The sequence below is a fragment of the Mesorhizobium sp. B2-4-14 genome (assembly GCF_006442155.1).
Classification (GTDB): domain Bacteria; phylum Pseudomonadota; class Alphaproteobacteria; order Rhizobiales; family Rhizobiaceae; genus Mesorhizobium.
Genome location: NZ_VFVA01000002.1, coordinates 245,217 through 263,560 on the forward strand (window position 1 = coordinate 245,217; position 18,344 = coordinate 263,560).

22 protein-coding genes are annotated in these 18,344 nt (G+C 62.4%); 15 read left to right on the forward strand and 7 right to left on the reverse strand.

From position 1 onward, the window contains the following. Position 1 precedes the first annotated feature (1 nt). The 4 genes from FJ938_RS02850 to hisB are packed head-to-tail and all read right to left on the reverse strand — an operon-like array spanning position 2 to position 2,028. Entirely contained in the window at positions 2-292 is a 291-nt protein-coding gene (locus tag FJ938_RS02850; RefSeq protein ID WP_140606638.1) for a DUF1330 domain-containing protein, read from the reverse strand. A 3-nt stretch (positions 293-295) separates the two neighbouring features. After that, positions 296-946, reverse strand: a complete 651-nt coding sequence (hisH, locus tag FJ938_RS02855) for an imidazole glycerol phosphate synthase subunit HisH (RefSeq protein WP_140690891.1) — start codon at positions 944-946, stop codon at positions 296-298. Between the two features lies 1 nt (position 947). Next, a complete protein-coding gene (locus tag FJ938_RS02860; RefSeq protein WP_140690893.1) occupies positions 948-1,424 on the reverse strand; it encodes a DUF2628 domain-containing protein in 477 nt (158 codons plus the stop codon). A gap of 4 nt (positions 1,425-1,428) precedes the next feature. Further along, entirely contained in the window at positions 1,429-2,028 is a 600-nt protein-coding gene (gene hisB, locus FJ938_RS02865) for an imidazoleglycerol-phosphate dehydratase HisB (RefSeq protein ID WP_140690895.1), read from the reverse strand. A gap of 243 nt (positions 2,029-2,271) precedes the next feature. On the opposite strand from hisB, the gene hslV reads away from it, so the two are divergent. The 5 genes from hslV (at position 2,272) to FJ938_RS02890 (ending at position 6,516) form a co-directional block, all read left to right on the forward strand. Next, positions 2,272-2,823 (forward strand): ATP-dependent protease subunit HslV, encoded by a 552-nt coding sequence (hslV, locus tag FJ938_RS02870; RefSeq protein WP_140690898.1) that lies wholly within the window; start codon positions 2,272-2,274, stop codon positions 2,821-2,823. A 72-nt stretch (positions 2,824-2,895) separates the two neighbouring features. Next, entirely contained in the window at positions 2,896-3,405 is a 510-nt protein-coding gene (locus FJ938_RS02875; protein ID WP_140690900.1) for a GNAT family N-acetyltransferase, read from the forward strand. Positions 3,406-3,408: 3 nt separating this feature from the next. Continuing rightward, the gene (locus FJ938_RS02880) at positions 3,409-4,008 is read left to right on the forward strand and encodes a DUF2585 domain-containing protein (protein ID WP_140690902.1); all 600 of its coding nucleotides are present in this window, start codon (positions 3,409-3,411) and stop codon (positions 4,006-4,008) included. A gap of 4 nt (positions 4,009-4,012) precedes the next feature. Further along, the gene (gene hslU, locus FJ938_RS02885; RefSeq protein ID WP_140690904.1) at positions 4,013-5,323 is read left to right on the forward strand and encodes an ATP-dependent protease ATPase subunit HslU; all 1,311 of its coding nucleotides are present in this window, start codon (positions 4,013-4,015) and stop codon (positions 5,321-5,323) included. Positions 5,324-5,556: 233 nt separating this feature from the next. Next, entirely contained in the window at positions 5,557-6,516 is a 960-nt protein-coding gene (locus tag FJ938_RS02890) for a DUF1402 family protein (protein ID WP_140606632.1), read from the forward strand. A 318-nt stretch (positions 6,517-6,834) separates the two neighbouring features. On the opposite strand, the gene FJ938_RS02895 is transcribed toward FJ938_RS02890, so the two are convergent. The 3 genes from FJ938_RS02895 to FJ938_RS02905 are packed head-to-tail and all read right to left on the reverse strand — an operon-like array spanning position 6,835 to position 9,507. Next, positions 6,835-8,064, reverse strand: a complete 1,230-nt coding sequence (locus tag FJ938_RS02895; RefSeq protein ID WP_140690906.1) for an FAD-dependent oxidoreductase — start codon at positions 8,062-8,064, stop codon at positions 6,835-6,837. Between the two features lie 5 nt (positions 8,065-8,069). Continuing rightward, a complete protein-coding gene (locus FJ938_RS02900; protein WP_140606630.1) occupies positions 8,070-8,384 on the reverse strand; it encodes a MocE family 2Fe-2S type ferredoxin in 315 nt (104 codons plus the stop codon). A 31-nt stretch (positions 8,385-8,415) separates the two neighbouring features. Further along, positions 8,416-9,507: a fatty acid desaturase family protein gene (locus FJ938_RS02905; RefSeq protein WP_140690908.1), complete on the reverse strand. Its 1,092-nt coding sequence runs from the start codon at positions 9,505-9,507 to the stop codon at positions 8,416-8,418. 176 nt (positions 9,508-9,683) lie between these two features. On the opposite strand from FJ938_RS02905, the gene FJ938_RS02910 reads away from it, so the two are divergent. The 10 genes from FJ938_RS02910 to FJ938_RS02955 all read left to right on the forward strand — a co-directional run bounded on the left by FJ938_RS02910 (position 9,684) and on the right by FJ938_RS02955 (position 18,293). After that, complete coding sequence (locus tag FJ938_RS02910; RefSeq protein ID WP_140690910.1) at positions 9,684-10,715, forward strand: LacI family DNA-binding transcriptional regulator; 1,032 nt, start codon at positions 9,684-9,686, stop codon at positions 10,713-10,715. A gap of 364 nt (positions 10,716-11,079) precedes the next feature. Continuing rightward, entirely contained in the window at positions 11,080-12,021 is a 942-nt protein-coding gene (locus tag FJ938_RS02915; RefSeq protein ID WP_140606627.1) for a sugar ABC transporter substrate-binding protein, read from the forward strand. 104 nt (positions 12,022-12,125) lie between these two features. Continuing rightward, positions 12,126-13,202 (forward strand): ABC transporter permease, encoded by a 1,077-nt coding sequence (locus tag FJ938_RS02920; RefSeq protein ID WP_140606626.1) that lies wholly within the window; start codon positions 12,126-12,128, stop codon positions 13,200-13,202. Positions 13,203-13,204: 2 nt separating this feature from the next. After that, positions 13,205-13,972 (forward strand): ATP-binding cassette domain-containing protein, encoded by a 768-nt coding sequence (locus FJ938_RS02925; RefSeq protein ID WP_140606625.1) that lies wholly within the window; start codon positions 13,205-13,207, stop codon positions 13,970-13,972. 115 nt (positions 13,973-14,087) lie between these two features. Beyond that, complete coding sequence (iolG, locus tag FJ938_RS02930) at positions 14,088-15,083, forward strand: inositol 2-dehydrogenase (protein ID WP_140606624.1); 996 nt, start codon at positions 14,088-14,090, stop codon at positions 15,081-15,083. A 33-nt stretch (positions 15,084-15,116) separates the two neighbouring features. Continuing rightward, a complete protein-coding gene (locus FJ938_RS02935; protein WP_140606623.1) occupies positions 15,117-15,911 on the forward strand; it encodes an SDR family oxidoreductase in 795 nt (264 codons plus the stop codon). Between the two features lie 128 nt (positions 15,912-16,039). Further along, positions 16,040-16,303 (forward strand): type II toxin-antitoxin system Phd/YefM family antitoxin, encoded by a 264-nt coding sequence (locus tag FJ938_RS02940; RefSeq protein WP_140606622.1) that lies wholly within the window; start codon positions 16,040-16,042, stop codon positions 16,301-16,303. Then, the gene (locus tag FJ938_RS02945; RefSeq protein ID WP_140606621.1) at positions 16,300-16,722 is read left to right on the forward strand and encodes a type II toxin-antitoxin system VapC family toxin; all 423 of its coding nucleotides are present in this window, start codon (positions 16,300-16,302) and stop codon (positions 16,720-16,722) included. Before FJ938_RS02940 ends, FJ938_RS02945 begins: the two co-directional genes overlap by 4 nt. Before the next feature lie 26 nt (positions 16,723-16,748). Next, complete coding sequence (locus tag FJ938_RS02950) at positions 16,749-16,985, forward strand: hypothetical protein (RefSeq protein ID WP_140606620.1); 237 nt, start codon at positions 16,749-16,751, stop codon at positions 16,983-16,985. A 219-nt stretch (positions 16,986-17,204) separates the two neighbouring features. Further along, positions 17,205-18,293, forward strand: a complete 1,089-nt coding sequence (locus FJ938_RS02955) for a 3-deoxy-7-phosphoheptulonate synthase (protein ID WP_140690913.1) — start codon at positions 17,205-17,207, stop codon at positions 18,291-18,293. The last annotated feature ends 51 nt before the right edge of the window (positions 18,294-18,344 follow it).

Genomic DNA, 18,344 nt, shown 5'->3' on the forward strand with positions numbered 1-18,344 from the left:
TTCAAGCGCCTTCAACGATGACGAAATGACCGGTCGAGGCGGCAAGCCGGAACTTCGAAGCATGCTGATATTCGGGCGAATGATAGCATTCGACCGCCTTGTCGAAGGAATCGAACTCGACCAGTACATGGCGGTTGCCGGTCGGCCCTTCCGGATTTTCATGGCGGCCGGCCCGCACGGCGAATTTCGCGCCATATTTCGCAAAGGCCGCGGCATTGGCCTCGATGTACTGTTTGTACAATTCGGGATCGCGAACATCGATCATCGCCATCCAATAGCCCTTCTTGCTCATGGTCTAGGGCCTCCAGCGCAGGAAATTGGCGATCAGCGCCAGGCCGAGCGCCTGGCTCTTTTCAGGATGGAACTGCGTGCCGACGAGATTGTCGCGGGCGACTGTCGCTGTCACCGGGCCACCATAGTCGGCCACAGCCAGCACTTCGTCCGGCTTTTGTGCATCGAGATGATAGGAATGGACGAAATAGGCATGCAGCCCGTGCGGCCCTGTTGGAATGCCGGCAAACAGCGGATGCTGGCGCGTGAGTTCGATCGTGTTCCAGCCGATCTGCGGGATCTTCAGCGCCGGATCGGCCGGCGTGATTTCCTTGACATCGCCCGATATCCAGCCAAAGCCGTTCGTCACGGTCTTTTCCAGGCCGCGCTCCGACATCAGTTGCATGCCGACGCAGATGCCAAGGAACGGCCGCCCCTTGGCAATCGCCACCTCTTCCACCGCTTCCCACATGCCGGGGACAGCACGCAAGCCAGCCGCGCAGTCGGCATAGGCGCCGACGCCGGGCAGGACGATGCGGTCGGCGCTGCGCACCCGTTCGGCATCGGCCGTCAGGCCGATCTCAGTCGCAATGCCAGCTTCACGCGCGGCACGCTCGAAGGCCTTGGTGGCCGAGCGCAGATTGCCCGAACCGTAATCGATGATCGCAACCCGCATGTCAGCGCCGTCCCGGAATGTGGGTCAGCCCCAGTGCCATCCCGGGCTGCGCCGGGCGCGCCAGGGCGGCATCCGGAATCATTCGCGGTGCTGGTGGTGCTTCCTCCGGATGCTTCTCGACCTCCAGCGCATAACGCGTGTCGGCGTCGTCCAACCAGCCGGCCTCAACGACGCCCCATTCGTGCCAGCCGCGCCGGCGGAGTGCCGCAATGCGCAGTTCCTGCCCCTCCAGGCCGACATAGAGGGAGACGAGCAGCGACAGCAGCGAGCCGGCCAGTCCAAGGCCAAGTCCTTGGCCAAGCATCGAAAGCACAGCCATGACGACGAAAGTGAGCGTCGCTTCGATCCACAGCCGGTTCCAGGCAAACCACAGCGGTGGCACCAGGAGACCGAGCCAGGTGAAGCCATCGCGGATGAAGGCCGTTGTGTCGACCTTTTCGCCGCGGCTGGGCGGTTCCATCACGACATAGGTGGCCATGAGGCTATCCCTTCAAAGATCCCTTGGTGGAGGGAACCGCGTCCGGCTGGCGCGGGTCGCGCTCCAGTGCCGCGCGCAACGCACGCGCCACCGCCTTGAAACAGGTCTCGGCGATATGGTGGTTGTTGGCGCCATAATGATTGGTGACATGCAGCGTGATGCCTGCATTCTGCGCCAGCGCCTGGAAGAATTCCCGCACCAGTTCGGTGTCGAAGGTGCCGATCTTCGGCGACGAGAACGACACATTCCAGACCAGGAACGGACGGCCGGACACGTCGATCGCCGCGCGCGTCAGCGTTTCGTCCATGGCAAGGTCGATCGAGGCATAGCGCATGATGCCGCGCCGTTCGCCCAGCGCCTTGGTCAAGGCCTGGCCGAGCGCGATGCCGGTATCCTCGACCGTGTGGTGATCGTCGATGTGCAGGTCGCCCTTCGCCCTGACAGTCATGTCGATCAGGGAATGGCGCGAGAGCTGGTCCAGCATATGGTCGAAGAAGCCGACGCCCGTCGCAATGTCCGCCTTGCCCGAACCGTCGACATGGACCGACACGGAGATGTCGGTTTCCCTGGTCTTGCGGCTTGCTTCGGCGGATCGGGGTGCCATCACTCTATCCTTGTCCCAGCGGTGCACATCGTGACCGGTTCACGGGCCTCAAGCGCTCGCGGGCTTGAAAACGAATGCCTTCTACCAGCATGATCCGGCGATTGCCAGTTGCCTTGCGTAGAGGTATCGGCCCTGCCGGAGAGGCGATTTGCAATCGTTCGCCCTATGCATACATATGGCCGATCAAAGTTACTCGTACCGCGCCAATCGCCTTTTTGGGATCGCGCGAATCGGAGCCAGGATATGTCTGATAATCTGACCATGCACGCCACGACCATCGTGACGGTGCGCAAGGGCAACAAGGTGGTGATCGCCGGCGACGGCCAGGTCAGCCTCGGCCAAACCATCATGAAGGGCAATGCCCGCAAGGTGCGCCGCATTGGCAAGGGCGGCAATGTGATTGCCGGTTTCGCAGGCGCCACGGCCGATGCCTTCACGCTTCTGGAACGGCTGGAAGCCAAACTTGAACAATGTCCCGACCAGCTGACGCGCGCCTGCGTCGAGCTCGCCAAGGACTGGCGCACTGACCGCTATCTGCGCCGGCTGGAGGCGATGATGCTGGTGGCCGACAAGTCGGTCTCGCTGGCGCTGACCGGCACGGGCGACGTGCTGGAGCCCGAATTTGGCGTCATGGCAATCGGTTCGGGCGGCAACTACGCGTTGGCGGCTGCACGCGCCCTGATGGACACCGACAAGGACGCCGAGGAGATCGCCCGCAAGGCGATGCAGATCGCCTCCGACATCTGCGTCTACACCAACAACAATTTCGTTGTCGAAACGCTCGACGCCGCCTAAGAAGGCGGGCCATGATCCCCGAACCGCAGGACCACGTAAGCGAAAAGTGGCAACCGGTTTTCGGACAAGATCATGATCAAACAAGACCATAGCTATGATTTTCGGCCGGTGACCAAGAAGGACCTGCCGATGATCGCCGGCTGGCTGGCCGAACCGCATGTCGCGGAGTGGTGGGACGATCCGGAGACCGAACTCGCCGAGATCCGCGATCATATCGATTCGATTTCCGTCGAACCGCTGATCGTCGAGCTCGACGGCAAGCCGATCGCCTATCTGCAGAGCTACGATCCGCATATGGAAGACGACCATCCCTATGCCGACCAGCCGTTCGGCACGCTGGGCATCGACCTTTCGATCGGCCCGCCGGAACTGGTCGGCATCGGCCACGGCTCGGCCATCGTGCGTCAGTTCATCGAGGCGTTGTTCGAGGAAGGCGTGCCGCGCGTCATCATCGACCCCGATCCGGCCAATATCCGGGCCATCCGCGCCTATGAAAAGGCCGGATTCAGGCCTATCGACCGCAGGCGATCCGAATATGGCGACGTCGTGCTGATGGCGATCGACGCTGAAGAGGGGCAGTAGGGCATGATCATTTCCGACGAGGACAAGAGTCTTTCGGCCTATGAAAACAGCTGGCGGATGGGCCTGCTGATCGTCGCCGGCCTGATTGCCGTCCAGGCCGTCACGCTCTACCTGATGGGCCATCCGCCGATCTGCACCTGCGGCTATGTGAAACTATGGCATGGCGTGGTGAACAGTTCCGAGAATTCCCAGCATATTTCGGACTGGTACACCTTCTCGCATATCATCCACGGCTTCCTGTTCTACGCGCTGGCACGGCTCCTGTTCCCGGGCTCGCCGATCGGCTTGCGGCTGGCATTCGCCGTCCTGATCGAAGGCGGCTGGGAGTTGCTGGAGAACAGCCCTTTCATCATCGAGCGCTACCGCGCCGGCACCATATCGCTCGACTATTACGGCGACAGCATCATCAATTCGCTGTCCGACACACTGGCCATGGTGCTGGGATTTGTCATGGCGCGAAGGCTACCTATATGGGTGATCGTCAGCCTCGCCGTCCTCTTTGAATTAAGTACCGGCTACCTTATCCGCGACAACCTGACACTCAACGTGATCATGCTGCTGCATCCGTTCGAGGCCATCAAGCAGTGGCAAAGTGGAATTTAGTGATATGAGCACATTTTCTCCCCGCGAAATCGTTTCGGAACTCGACCGCTTCATCATCGGCCAGAAGGACGCTAAGCGCGCCGTGGCCATTGCGCTCCGCAACCGCTGGCGCCGCCAGCAGTTGGAAGGGCAGATGCGCGAAGAGGTGATGCCCAAGAACATCCTGATGATCGGGCCGACCGGCGTCGGCAAGACCGAAATCTCGCGCCGCCTGGCGCGGTTGGCCGGGGCGCCCTTCGTCAAGGTCGAGGCGACCAAGTTCACCGAGGTCGGCTATGTCGGCCGGGATGTCGAGCAGATCGTGCGCGACCTTGTCGAGATCGCCATCGGCCTGGTGCGCGAGAAGATGCGCGAGGACGTCAAGGCGCGCGCCCACATCAACGCCGAGGAACGGGTGCTGGAGGCGCTGGTCGGCAAGACGGCAAGCCCGGCGACGCGTGACTCCTTCCGCAAGAAGCTGCGCGAAGGCGAGCTCGACGACAAGGAAATCGAGATCGAAGTGGCGGACACCGGCAATGGCGGCATGCCCGGCTTCGAGATCCCCGGCATGCCGGGCGCCAATATCGGCGTGCTCAACATCAACGACATGCTGTCGAAGGCGATGGGCGGCAAGAAGACCAAGCTGCGCAAGACGACGGTTAAGGAATCCTACGACCTGCTGGTCAGTGACGAGTCCGACAAGCTGCTCGACCAGGACGAGGTGGTGCGCCGGGCGCTCGATGCGACGGAAAACGATGGCATCGTCTTCCTCGACGAGATCGACAAGATCGCGGCGAGATCCGAGATTTCCGGTGGCCCTTCCCGCGAAGGCGTGCAACGTGATCTGCTGCCGCTGGTCGAAGGCACGACGGTGGCGACCAAGTATGGACCGGTGAAGACTGATCATATCCTGTTCATCGCTTCCGGCGCGTTCCACGTCTCGAAGCCGTCCGACCTTTTGCCGGAACTGCAGGGCCGCCTGCCGATCCGCGTCGAATTGCGCGCGCTGGAGAAGGAGGATTTCGTCCGCATCCTGACCGAGACCGAGGCCAGCCTGATCAAGCAGTATATCGCGCTGATGAAGACCGAGGGTGTCGACCTGACCTTCACCGACGACGCCATCGATTCGCTTGCCGGTGTGGCTGTCGACCTCAACGCCAGCATCGAGAATATCGGTGCCAGGCGGCTGCAGACGGTGATGGAGCGGGTGCTGGACGACATTTCCTACGACGCGCCGGACCGCCACGGCACGGCCGTCACCATCGATGCCGCCTACGTCGAGAAGCATGTGGGCGACCTGTCGCGAAACACAGATTTGTCGCGATTCATCCTTTAAACGCCGGCGCCGGAATGTTCTGGCGCCGGGATTGGAGCGCCGCGCGTCCTCTGGACGCGCAAAGGGCGCTCCAACAACTTTGACCGATGCTTCGGCACCGTTTCCGGCAAGAATCAATGTGTGGCCAGATGGTACCATCTGGCCACCTTTCGTCTCGCCGACCGAAGGGGCGCTCTCGACTCGACCAAGAGCGATACCCTAGTTTGCGCGGGAATACCTGTAGGCGGCGGCGCATGAAAAAATTGATCCTGTTCATTCTCGGCTTGACGCTGGCGGCGACGCTTTTCGCCGCCGACGCGGCGACGCTGGTGCCGCCGGGAAACCGAAATGCCGAGCAGCCCGATATTCCCGGCGCCTCCAGCCGGCGCACGCAAGCGACCAACACCACCTTCCAGGCGAAGTATCGCAAGGTCTATGCGCTGCTGCAGAACGACGCCGATCTGCGCGGCAAGATCAAGAAGGCAGCAAGCGCCTATGGCATCGATCCTATGCATATTGTCGGCGCCATCGTCGGCGAGCACACCTATAATGTCGACGCCTACGACCGGCTGCAGACCTACTACGTCAAGGCGATCTCCTATCTCTCCAGCAAACTGTCCTTCGCCTATGACGGCGAGGATGTCAGCGATTTCGTACAGCGGCCGGAATTCAAAAAATGCGGTGCAATCTCGGACAGCTACGATCTGTGGGAATGCCGTGAACAGGTCTGGAACCATTCGTTTCGCGGCAAGACCGTCGGCGGCGAGGATTTCCCCGACAACCGCTTCGGCGCCACTTTCTTCCAGCCCTACTATGCGGGCCAGACCTTCGGCCTCGGCCAGCTCAATCCGCTGACCGCCTTGCAGATGAGCGATCTCGTGCACAAGGTGTCGGGCCTGCCGAAGCTGGACGTCGGCGATCCCAACTCGGTCTACAAGACTATCATGGATCCGGACCTGACGCTGCCTTATGTCGCCGCGACGATCAAGAAATCGATCGATGCCTACAAGAGCATTGCCGGCTTCGACATTTCGGGCAATCCGGGGCTGACCGCCACGCTCTACAATGTCGGCAATCCGGAGCAGCGCGCCTATGCGCTGAAGGCGGAAAACGACAAGCGCCGCGCCGCGGGCGAGCCGGAAAAGCTGCCGGAAGAGAATTATTATGGCTGGCTGGTCAACGACAAATTGGACGAGCTGAAGGCGCTGTTTTAGAGTCCAGTGAAGTTCAGTGCTGCGGGGGATCGGTGTCGCGCGGCTTCCAGCGTTTACGCCGCCCCTCATCTGCCTGCCGGCATCTTCTCCCCGTATAGTGACGGGGAGAAGGGCACTGTCATTGCCGGTTTCGCCAATCATCAGCGTTGCAAGAGGCGCCGAGAGGTTGCGGCCAGCTACTTTCTCCCCGTCACTATACGGGGAGTTGAGAAGTGGTCCGCGCAGCGGACGAAAAGCCAATTGCTTGGCTTTTCGAACGACGAACGCCCGGCAGGGCAATGAGGGGCGGCGCCGACTTCCACAATTTGCCTGCGCCCCCTACGCCGCCAACAACGACTTCAGCTTGACGGCCTGCGATCCCAATGACTCCGGCGCGGGCTTGGCCTGCTTGCCGATCAGCATTTCGGCCAGCCTGATGTCGCGGGCGACCGCATTGCCGGGGCCGATGCCGCTGGCCGCCACCAGCCTGCCGTCCTGCGCCAAATGGAAGAGGATGAAGGCGCCGTCGCCGAGATCGCGGCGGACGACAGAACAGCCTTCGTCCGCTAGACCAGCGATCTGCAGGGACAGGCCATACTGATCCGACCAGAACCACGGCACCGCCGCATGCGCCTCGCCGGCACCCAGCATGTTTCTTGCAGCAAGCGCGCCCTGTTCCTGTGCATTGCGCCAGGCTTCCAGCCGCACGCGCCGACCGCCATAGACGGCGAGCGGGAATGAACAGCAGTCGCCGGCGGCGAAGATGTCGGGGTCGCTCGTGCGCAATTCAGCGTCGACGGCAATGCCGTTGTCTATGGTGAGGCCTGCTTCGGCCGCGAGCCCGGTCACCGGCACGGCGCCGATGCCGATGATGGCGAGATCGGCTGCGATTTCCCGTCCGCCCGCAAGCGACACGCGCACTTCCTTGCCGTCATCGGCGATGGCCGCAATGCCGTCACCGCACAGGATTTTGACGTCCTCGGCAATGTGCGCCTGGTGAATGATTTCGGCAATCTCGGTCGGCACGCCGCGCATCAGAATGCGCGGCTGTGCCTCGATGACAGTGACCGAGGCGCCGAGCTTGCGGGCGGCAGCGGCGAGTTCAAGGCCGATGAAGCCGCCGCCGACGATGGCGATGCGGTTGCCGGCACTGAGATGGGCGCGAATGGCCAGCGCGTCGGCGAAGGTCCTGAGATAGACGCAGCGCGCGCCGAGACCGGGCATCGGCAGTTTGCGCGGGGTCGAGCCGGTAGCCAGCAGCAGCTTGTCGTAAGGCAGGACCGAACCGTCCGACAGACGCACCGTATGCGCCGCGCGATCGATCGCCACCGCCTGGACGGAATGGATATGTCGGATCGACTTTTCGGCCAGCATCCCATCGCCGGCGATCGCCTTGACGGCAGGCGCGTCGCTGGCCATCGCATCCTTGGACAGAGGCGGACGCTCGTAGGGCAGATGCGGTTCGTCGCCGACCAGCGTCACCGGCCCGTCATAGCCGAGATCGCGCAATCCAAGGGCGGCCCGCCCGCCGCATTCGCCGGCACCGATGATGACCATTCCCCGCGCCATGTCCGTCACCCGATCTGAACGAGGACTTTGCCGGCGTCGACCTTGACCGGGTAGGTCCTGAGGTTGACGCAGACCGGCGCGCCCCTGGCCGCACCCGTCTTGTAGTTGAAGCGGCCATTGTGCTTGGGACATTCGATGATGTCGTCCATCACCAGGCCGTCGGCCAGATGCACCTTCTCATGCGTGCAGAGGCCGTCGGTGGCGAAATATTCGTCGTCCGGGCTGCGATAGATGGCGAAGGTACGTCCGCCGTGATCGAAGCGCATCACGTCCTCTTCATCGATATCATCAGCAGCACAGGCCTCGACCCAGTCGCTCATTCAGTCCTCCCGGCAAATTTCGATCGCACCATCACTCCGCCGCGACGGCGACGGCATCGTTGTGGAATTCCTCGCGGTACGGCCTTGCGGTCGGCGGCAATTCGCGCTTCAGGAAATAATCCTCATTGCGCAACTGGCGTAGGAAGACCGGGATCATCTCGCGATAGCCCGCCAGGATCGACGGGGTCGGCGCCGGCAGGTCGTGCTTGATCAGCGCATGCAGCTTCGGCAGCGCATGGTAAGGCACCATCGGGAACATGTGATGCTCCACATGATAGTTCATGTTCCAGTAGATGAAGCGGCTGATCGGGTTCATGTAGACGGTGCGGCTGTTCAGCCGATGGTCGGTGACGTTGTCGGCAAGGCCGCCATGCTGCAGCAGGCCGACCATGACGTGATGCCAGGCGCCATAGAGCCTCGGCAGGCCGACCAGCATCAAAGGCAGGAACGAGCCGAAATACAGCGCCAGCGCGATGGTCGCGGCATAGATCGCGGTCCAGATGCGGGCAATGCGGATCGCCTTCTTCTGCTCCTGTTCCGGAATGAAGGTCTTTTCGGCCGCGCTGATGTTGCCTGCGGCGTTGCGCAGCATGTCGCTCATCGCATGCCAGGCATCGAGCACGCCAACGAAGCCGAGAATGGCGCGCACCAGGTCCGGCGGCCGCATGACCGAGATTTCCGGGTCGCGGCCGACGATGATGGTGTCGGTGTGATGACGCGTGTGGCTCCAGCGCCAGGTCACCGGATTGCGCATGATCATGAAGCAGGCGATCTGATAGACCGCATCATTCATCCATTGCGTCCGGAACGCCGTGCCGTGGCCGCATTCGTGCCAGCGTGAATCGGTGGACGAACCATAGAGGACGCCATAGACGAAGAAGAACGGCACGCACCACCAGGTGCCCCAGAACCAGGCGCCGCCGGCGCCGCTGACGACCAGCGCGGCAATCCAGATCGCTGTGTCGCGGATGGCCGGGCCGTCGGAGCGCTGCATCAGCTCCTTCATCTGCTTGCGGGGAATATCGGTGTGATACCATTCGGCCGCCGACAGGCCGTTTTCCACGGCGAGCTTGGCGTCGCGGCCGATCAGGCTGTAGTCACGCCGGGATGGCGTTGCGGTCATCACTGCCTCCTTGGGCAAGGGCACTCGCCCGAACGAGTGCCAACCTTTTGGCACCCCATCTGGCTTCGAGCCTGAAAAATACCGCTGACCCGTGATAGACTCAATGTCACAAAGATAGTTTCTATCATTTCCTATCAAAATAATGTATCGATGTTGGAAATCGAACGAGGGCGATCATGGCGAAACGACCGACCATATCAGATCTGGCGCGCGTCTCGGGCGTCAGCGTCGCCACGGTGGACCGCGTGCTCAACAACCGCCTGCCGGTGCGCGAGGAAACCGCGCGCCGCGTCTATGAGACCGCGACCGAGATCGGCTACCACGCGGCCGGCCTGATCAAGCAGCGGATGCGCCACGAACTGCCGGAGTACCGGCTCGGCTTCCTGCTTTTGAGGGGCAATGATGTCTTCTACACGGAGTTCGCGCGGCAGCTCGAACTCGCGGTGTCGCAATCGCAGTGCTTCCGCGGCGTCGCGATCATCGATTTCGCCAATTCGCTGACGCCGGACGAGATCGTCGAGCGCACCCGCAAGCTGGCGGCCAAATGCAGGGCCGTCGCACTGGTCGGGCCTGATCACCCGACACTGACGGTAACGGTCGAGGAGATGGAAGCCAGGGGACTGCCGGTCTTTTCATTGCTGTCCGACTTCGCAGCCGGTATCCGCGAGGGCTATGTCGGCCTCGACAACCGCAAGGTTGGCCGTACTGCGGCCTGGATGATCTCGAAGGCGGCGAAGCGGCCGGGCAAGGTCGCGCTGTTCGTCGGCAGCCACCGTTTCCACGGGCATGAGCTGCGCGAGATCGGCTTTCGCTCTTTCTTCCGCGAACAGGCGCCGGACTTCACCCTGCTGGAAACGCTGGTCAATCTCGAGGCCAACCAGATCACACAGGACACGCTGCTCGAGCTTCTTGGCCGCCACCCCGATCTGGTCGGATGCTACGTCGCCGGCGGCGGCATGGAAGGCGCGGTCGCGGCACTGAGACAGGCAAAGCCGGCCGAGATGCCGGCGGTCGTCTGCAACGAGATCACGGCGGTCTCGCGTTCGGCCCTGGCCGACGGGATCCTGACGATGGTTATCTCCACGCCGCTGGCCGCACTTTGCCGCGAATTGCTCGACCTCATGGCGCATGCCATCGAAACCGGCGCGGCGAACGCGCCAGGACAGACATTCCTGCCGTTCGATATCTATCTGCCCGAGAATATCTAGCGATTACCTCGACACCCGGCGCATCCCGCCGGCAGGATGAAAGAATCCATCACGGCTGATAGGAGCCGCATCGTCGCGCGGCCGACCGCTTGCCAGATGGCTTTCCCGCATCGACATCAAAATCCCGCGTCCGGATTTGGAATCGCCCTTGACGCCTCGATACGAAATGGAATAAATATTTCACCAACTGCGCATTTTGGTTCTTTCGTTCCGGAACATCTGTTTCAAACGGAGGTTTGGCGTTCCAGCCCGTGCAGGGGAACGCCCTGCGGAACGAAACGATATCAGGGAGAGATTCCCCGGGGAGATCGGGGATTCCGGATAGATCGGTGCAACCGGACACCAAAAGTGGAGGAGAAACACAATGAAGAAACTGCTTTTGGGCGTCGCCTTCGCGGCGCTGATGAGTTCATCCGCCATGGCCGCCAAGATCGGCGTATCGATGGCCAAGTTCGACGACAATTTCCTGACCGTGTTGCGCAACGGCATGATCGCGCAGGCCAAGGGCATGAGCGGTGTCGAACTGCAGGTCGAGGACGCGCAGAACGACGTCGCCAAGCAGCTCGACCAGATCAAGAACTTCGCCGCCTCGGGCGTCGACGCCATCATCGTCAACCCGGTCGACACCTCGGCCACCCAGGCGATGTCGGACGCCGCGGCGGCCGCCAAGGTCCCGCTGGTCTATGTCAATCGCGAGCCGGTCAATGTGAACACGCTGCCGGACAACCAGGCCTTCGTCGCTTCGAACGAAGCCGATTCCGGCACGCTGGAAACCAAGGAAGTCTGCCGCCTGTTCAAGGCAGCCGGCAAGAAGGAAGCCAATGTCTATGTGATCATGGGCGAGCTTTCCAACCAGGCCGCCGTGCAGCGTACCAAGGACATCGAGGAAGTCATCGCCACGCCGGAGTGCAACTTCATCAAGATCATCGACAAGCAGACGTCGAACTGGGATCGCGACCAGGCCCAGAACCTGATGACCAACTGGCTGTCGACCGGCAAGAAGTTCGATGGCGTCATCGCCAACAACGACGAAAGCGCCATCGGTGCCATCCAGGCGATGAAGGCCGGCAACATCGACATGAAAACCGTGATCGTCGGCGGCGTCGACGCCACCCAGGACGCGCTTGTGGCGATGCAGGCGGGCGACCTTGCCGTGACCGTGTTCCAGGACGCTGCCGGCCAGGGCGCTGGCGCGCTGGACGCGGCGCTGAAGCTCGCCAAGGGCGAGAAGGTGGAGCACAAGGTCTACGTCCCGTTCCAGCTGGTTACACCGGCCAACATCGACAAGTTCCTGAAGAAGAACTGAGCGGCGGACATACGGAGCGGCGCTCCCACGCTAAAGGTAGCGCCGCTCTCTTTCTCAGCGTCTGAAAGACGCGAGGACGGCCGTGGCTGACGGAGGATAGAGGATTGGCACAGACATCTCATGGCGTCGGCGGGCTCAGCTATGACGCGAAGAAGCGCACATGGCCGGCCGAATTCAACGTTTTCCTGGCGCTCGTCATTCTCGTCGTCATCTTCGAGGCGATCGGCCGGATCTTTCTCGGCGACAGCTTCCTGTTCAACACGCGCAGCGACGTCAGCGGCATCTTCAACGAGGCGCGCCTGCAGATCATCATCCTGCAAGTGTCGATCGTCGGCATCATCGCCATCGGCGTCACGCAGGTGATCATAACAGGCGGCATCGACCTGTCCTCGGGCTCGATCGTCGGCGCCACCGCAATGATCGCCATGAGCTTCGCCCAGGTGGCGACCGTCAACGGCAACCCCAATCCCAAGGCGATGTTCCTCGCGGAGGGCTGGACCGACCTGCCGGTCATCGTGCCGGTGCTGGTGGCGATCGGCTGCGGCCTGCTTGCCGGCCTGGTCAACGGCGCCTTGATCGCCTACACGCGCATTCCGCCCTTCATCGCCACGCTCGGCATGATGGTGACGGCGCGCGGCATTGCCAAATGGTGGTCCAAGGGCCAGCCGATCTCGTTTCCGACCGACAGTTTCGCGGCAATCGGCAAGGGCTTGATGCCGGTCATCATCTTCATCTCGCTGGCGATCCTGTTCCAGCTCATCTTGACCTACACGAGATACGGCAAGCATTGTTACGCCATCGGCTCCAACGAGGACGCCGCGCGCATGTCCGGCATCAAGATCGCCAATCACAAGATCCTGGTCTATGTCATTGCCGGGATCCTGGCCTCGCTCGCCGCCGTGGTGCTCTCCTCCAAGAACCTCACCGCCCAGTCCGGCATGGGCGTGATGTATGAACTCGACGCCATCGCCATGGCGGTCATCGGCGGCGTTTCGCTGTCGGGCGGGCGCGGTTCCATCGTCGGCACGGTGATCGGATCGCTGATCTTCGGCGTCATCATCTCCGGCTTCACCTTCCTGCGCCTCGACGCCTACTATCAGGAGATGGTCAAGGGCGTGATCATCGTCGGAGCGGTCGTTCTCGACCAGTGGCGCCAACGTATGCGTGCATTGAGGGCTTGACCATGTCAGACATCGTCCTGAAGACCGAAAACCTGACCAAGCGCTATGGCGGCGTGCATGCGCTCGAGGGCGCGAACTTCGAGCTGCGCAAGGGCGAACATGTCGCCATCATGGGCGACAATGGCGCCGGCAAGTCGACCTTCGTGCGCCAGATCACGGCGGTCGAACAGCGCACCAGCGGCAAGATCTGGTTCGACGGCAAGGAAGTGAATTTTACGGGTCCCATCGCGGCACGCGAGGCGGGCATCGAGACCGTATTCCAGAACCTGGCGCTGGCCGACGACCTCGACGTGCCATCGAACCTGTTCCTCGGCCGCGAGAGGGTGCTGTTCAACCTCGGGCCATTCTCGATCCTCGACCGCAAATATATGCGCAAGGCGACCGAGGCGGCTCTGGTTCGCACCGCGGTGAAAATACCCAACCTCTCCAACACCATCCGCCACATGTCGGGCGGCCAGCGCCAGTGCGTGGCGATCGCCAGGACAGCGACTTTCGCTTCCAAGCTGATCATCATGGACGAGCCGACGGCGGCCCTTGGCGTGCAGGAGACGGCGCAGGTCGAAAACATCATCCGGACGCTGAAGGACAATGGCGAGCCGCTGATCCTGATCAGCCACAATATGCGCCAGGTGTTCGACCTTTGCGACCGCATCGTCGTGTTCCGGCGCGGCCGCATCGTGGCCAATCTGCGCAAGGAGAACACCGACGGCCAGGACATCGTGTCCTACATCACCGGCGCCAAGACCGGGGAAGCCGAACTCGCGGCCTAGGGCCGGGCGCGGAGGCGGCGGTCATCGCCTCCCTGTCGATATATCCGGACCGCAAAAATCACCCTGCGCCCGTGACAGGCGCCCCTGCTTCGAACCATCCCCAGAGGAAATATCCATGACTCTCCGCTTCGCCCTCCTCGGTGCCGGCCGCATCGGCAAGGTCCACGCCCGCGCGGTCGGCTCCAATCCACAGGCCAAACTGGTTGCCGTCGCCGATGCCTTCGAGAAGGCGGCGACGGAATTGGCGACCGCCTATGGCGCGGAGGTGCGCACCATCGATGCCATCGAAAAATCCGGCGATATCGACGCCATCGTCATCTGCACGCCGACCGACACCCATGCCGACCTGATCGAGCGCTTCGCCAAGGCCGGCAAGGCGATCTTCTGCGAGAAGCCGATCGATCTGGACGCCAAACGGGTGGAGAAGTGCCTGGCCGTGGTGGACAAGGCCAAGGCGACGCTGATGGTCGGCTTCAACAGGCGGTTCGATCCTCACTTCGCCGCCGTGCGCAAGGCGATCGACGACGGCGCCATCGGCACCGTCGAGATGGTCACGATCACCTCGCGTGACCCCGGTGCACCGCCCATCGATTACATCAAGCGCTCGGGCGGCATTTTCCGCGACATGACCATCCACGATTTCGACATGGCGCGCTTCCTGCTCGGCGAGGAGCCTGTTGCGGTCAGCGCCCACGCCTCGGTGCTCGTGGACAAGAAAATCGGCGAGGCCGGCGATTTCGACTCGGTCAGCGTCATCCTCGAGACGGCTTCCGGCAAGCAGGCCATCATCTCCAACTCGCGCCGCGCCACCTATGGCTACGACCAGCGCATCGAGGTGCATGGTTCGAAGGGCATGGTCGCGGCCGAGAACCAGCGGCCGGTGTCGATCGAACTGGCCAACGACAAGGGCTATACCCGCCCGCCGCTGCACGACTTCTTCATGACGCGCTATCTCGACGCCTATGCCAATGAGATTGCAGCCTTCATCACCGCTGCGACATCGGGCAAGAAAGCGGCTCCGAGCGGAGCGGATGGGCTTGTGGCCTTGAGGCTCGCCGATGCGGCGCTGAAATCGGCGACGTCAGGCAAGACCGTCCGTCTCGACAAGTAACGGAAATCGACCCAAGAAAACAGGAGCAGAGCGATGAGCGCATTCGCCGATCGCAATTCAGAAACACGCGCCATCGTCACCGGCGGCGCGCAAGGCATTGGCTTCGCTGTCGCGGAGGCGCTTGCCGATGAGGGCTGCCGGGCGCTGGCACTCATCGGCCGCTCGCAGGAGAAGGGGGACAAGGCCGTCGCCAGCCTCAAGAAATCCGGCGTCGACGCCATCTTCATCAGCGCCGACGTTGCGAAAGTGGCGGACTGCAAGCGCGCGGTGGCGACCGCGATTTCGCATTTCGGCACAATCAACGCGCTGGTCAACGCCGCCGCCACATCGGCGCGCGGTTCGCTGGTCGAGACTTCAGAGGAGCTTTTCGACCAGATATTCGACACCAACGTGCGGGGACCCTTCTTCCTCATGCAGGGGCTGGTCGCACATCTGCTGGAACGCAAGGCGCCGGGCTCGATCGTCAACGTGCTGTCGATGTCGGCGCATGCCGGCCAGTCGTTCCTGACGCCCTATTCGACCAGCAAGGGCGCGCTGATGACGCTGACCAAGAATGTCGCCAGCTCCTACCGGAAGAACCGCATCCGCTGCAACGCCGTGCTGCCCGGCTGGATGGACACCGAAGGTGAGGCGATCGTGCAGAAAAAATGGCACGACGCGCCGGACGACTGGCTGGAGAAGGCCGAGGCCGCGCAGCCGATGGGCCAGTTGGTGAAGCCGGCCCAGCTTGCCCGGCTGATCACCTATATGCTGAGCCCGCAGGCCGGCGTCATGACCGGCTCGCTGGTCGACTACGACCAGAACATAGCCGGCGTTGTTGGGGAGTAACGGCACCACTACGTCCAGCAGAGCTCGGCCGTTTGTCCGGGCCATCATGGCCGCGTCTCAAAAGCCCTGTTGCCGGAGCATAGGCATTCCCATATAGTCAACATAGTCAGACTAGTCATGGGATTAAAATGCCAGAACCCAAGAAAGACACGAACTGGACGGTCGCCGGGGCAAAAGCCCGGCTATCGGAAGTTATCGAGCGCGCGCAATCTTCGCCGCAGACGATCACCAGAAACGGCAAACCAAGCGTGGTTGTCGTCTCGGCCGAGGAATGGCGGCGCAAGACGGCGCGTAAGGGTACGCTTGCGGAGTTCCTGCTGGACTCGCCGCTGCGCGGCGCCGATCTCGACCTTGAACGTCAACGCGACGAACCGCGTGATCTGCCGCTGTGAAGCTGCTGCTTGATACGAATGTCCTGTCCGAGGTGACGAGGCCGTCGCCGGACGCATCCGTTCTGGAGTGGCTGGACGGGCTGGACGAGGACCGTTCATTCATCAGCGTGGTTTCGATCGCCGAAATCCGGCGCGGCGTCGCCCTTATGGATGAGGGCCGCAAGCGCGAGGTCTTGGCCGAATGGCTCGCTCGGGACCTGCCGCAGCGCTTCGAGCAGAGGGTTTTGCCGGTGCACGAACCGGTCGCCTTGGCCTGGGGCGATCTGATGGGCCTTGCCAAGCGCCGCGGTCGCGGTTTGTCGTCAATGGACGGCCTGATCGCAGCCACCGCGATCGCGCAGAAGCTCGCTTTGGCAACACGCAATGTCAAGGACTTCGAAGGCTTCGGGATCGAACTATTCGATCCCTGGACTCCATGAACCGCTCGTGACGAGAAAAGGTCCCGATGCATCCATACTGGATCACGATAGACGGTCATCTTGGTGTCGGCGTCACCGCGCGATCGGAAGCCGATGCGCTCCAACTCTTCGCGCTCGCCTTTCCGTCCAAACAGGTCATTGGCATCGACATCGTCAAGGACATGGACGATCTCGACCAGAATCACGTCGTGCCCAATATGGTGGCCAACTGGCTTCGGCGTGGCATCTGGTTTCCCCAGGGCCAAGAGCACATTACAGACTGAGACAATTCATCAGTCTCAGCGGTACGTGACAAACAGCCCAGCATCGACTATATGACCCGCATGATCAACCTGACCGCCACGTATTGGTACTTTAGCAGCTCGCTGGCGGCGGGAGGATTGCGCTCGATCTGAAGATTGCAGATCAAAATCCGAACAGCCGCCAGACCTGGCGGCTTTTTTGTTTCAGCCGGCAGGTCTCCCAACCAGGAGCAGAAAGCCGTGTTGACCACCACAGATGACCTTCGGGTCACCGAAATCAGGACACTGAGCACGCCGGACGAGGTGATGCGCGAAATACCGCGCACGCTGACGGCGACGCGCACCGTTGCCACCGCGCGCAATTCCATCCATTCCATCCTCACAGGGGCCGACGATCGACTTGTTGTCATCGTCGGCCCTTGTTCCATCCACGATCCGGTCGCCGCCGTTGACTATGCCAGCCGTCTGGCGGCGCTGCGCGAAGCCCTGGCCGACCGGCTCGAGATCGTCATGCGCGTCTATTTCGAGAAGCCGCGCACGACCGTCGGCTGGAAGGGGCTGATCAACGATCCGGACCTCGACGGCAGCTTCAACATCGAAAAGGGGTTGCGCATGGCGCGCAACGTGCTGTCGGCCGTCAACAATCTCGGCCTGCCGGCGGCGACCGAATTCCTCGACATGACCATACCGCAATACATCGCCGACCTCGTCGCCTGGGGCGCGATCGGCGCGCGCACGACCGAGAGCCAGATCCATCGCGAGCTGGCATCGGGCCTCTCCTGCCCGGTCGGCTTCAAGAACGGCACCGACGGCAATCTCAAGATCGCCGGCGAGGCGGTGAAATCGGCCGCGCAGCCGCATCATTTCATGGCCGTGACCAAGGGTGGACGCAGCGCCATAGCGGCGACCACCGGCAATGAGGACTGCCATGTCATCCTGCGTGGCGGCGTTCAGCCCAATTATGACGCGGCGAGCGTCGCGGCCGCCGCCGCGGAACTCGCCCGCATTGGTGTCGCGCCGCGGCTGATGATCGATGTCAGCCACGCCAACTCAGCCAAGAAGCCCGAGAACCAGCCCAAAGTGGCGGCTGACGTGGCGGGCCAGGTGGCGGCAGGCGACGAGCGCATCATCGGCGTCATGATCGAGAGCAATCTCGTCGCCGGTCGGCAGGATGTGGTGGCCGGCAAGCCGCTCGTCTATGGCCAGAGCATCACCGATGGCTGCATCGACTGGGCGACCACCGAGACCGTGCTGCACGGCCTTGCCGGCGCCGTCGAGTGGCGCCGATCGGCACGGCGCGCGATGATGGAGAGGCAAGGAGCCGCCTGATCTGGCAGGCCATGTCTGTATGGAAGGGCGGCGGTCTCCGGATTCGGACCG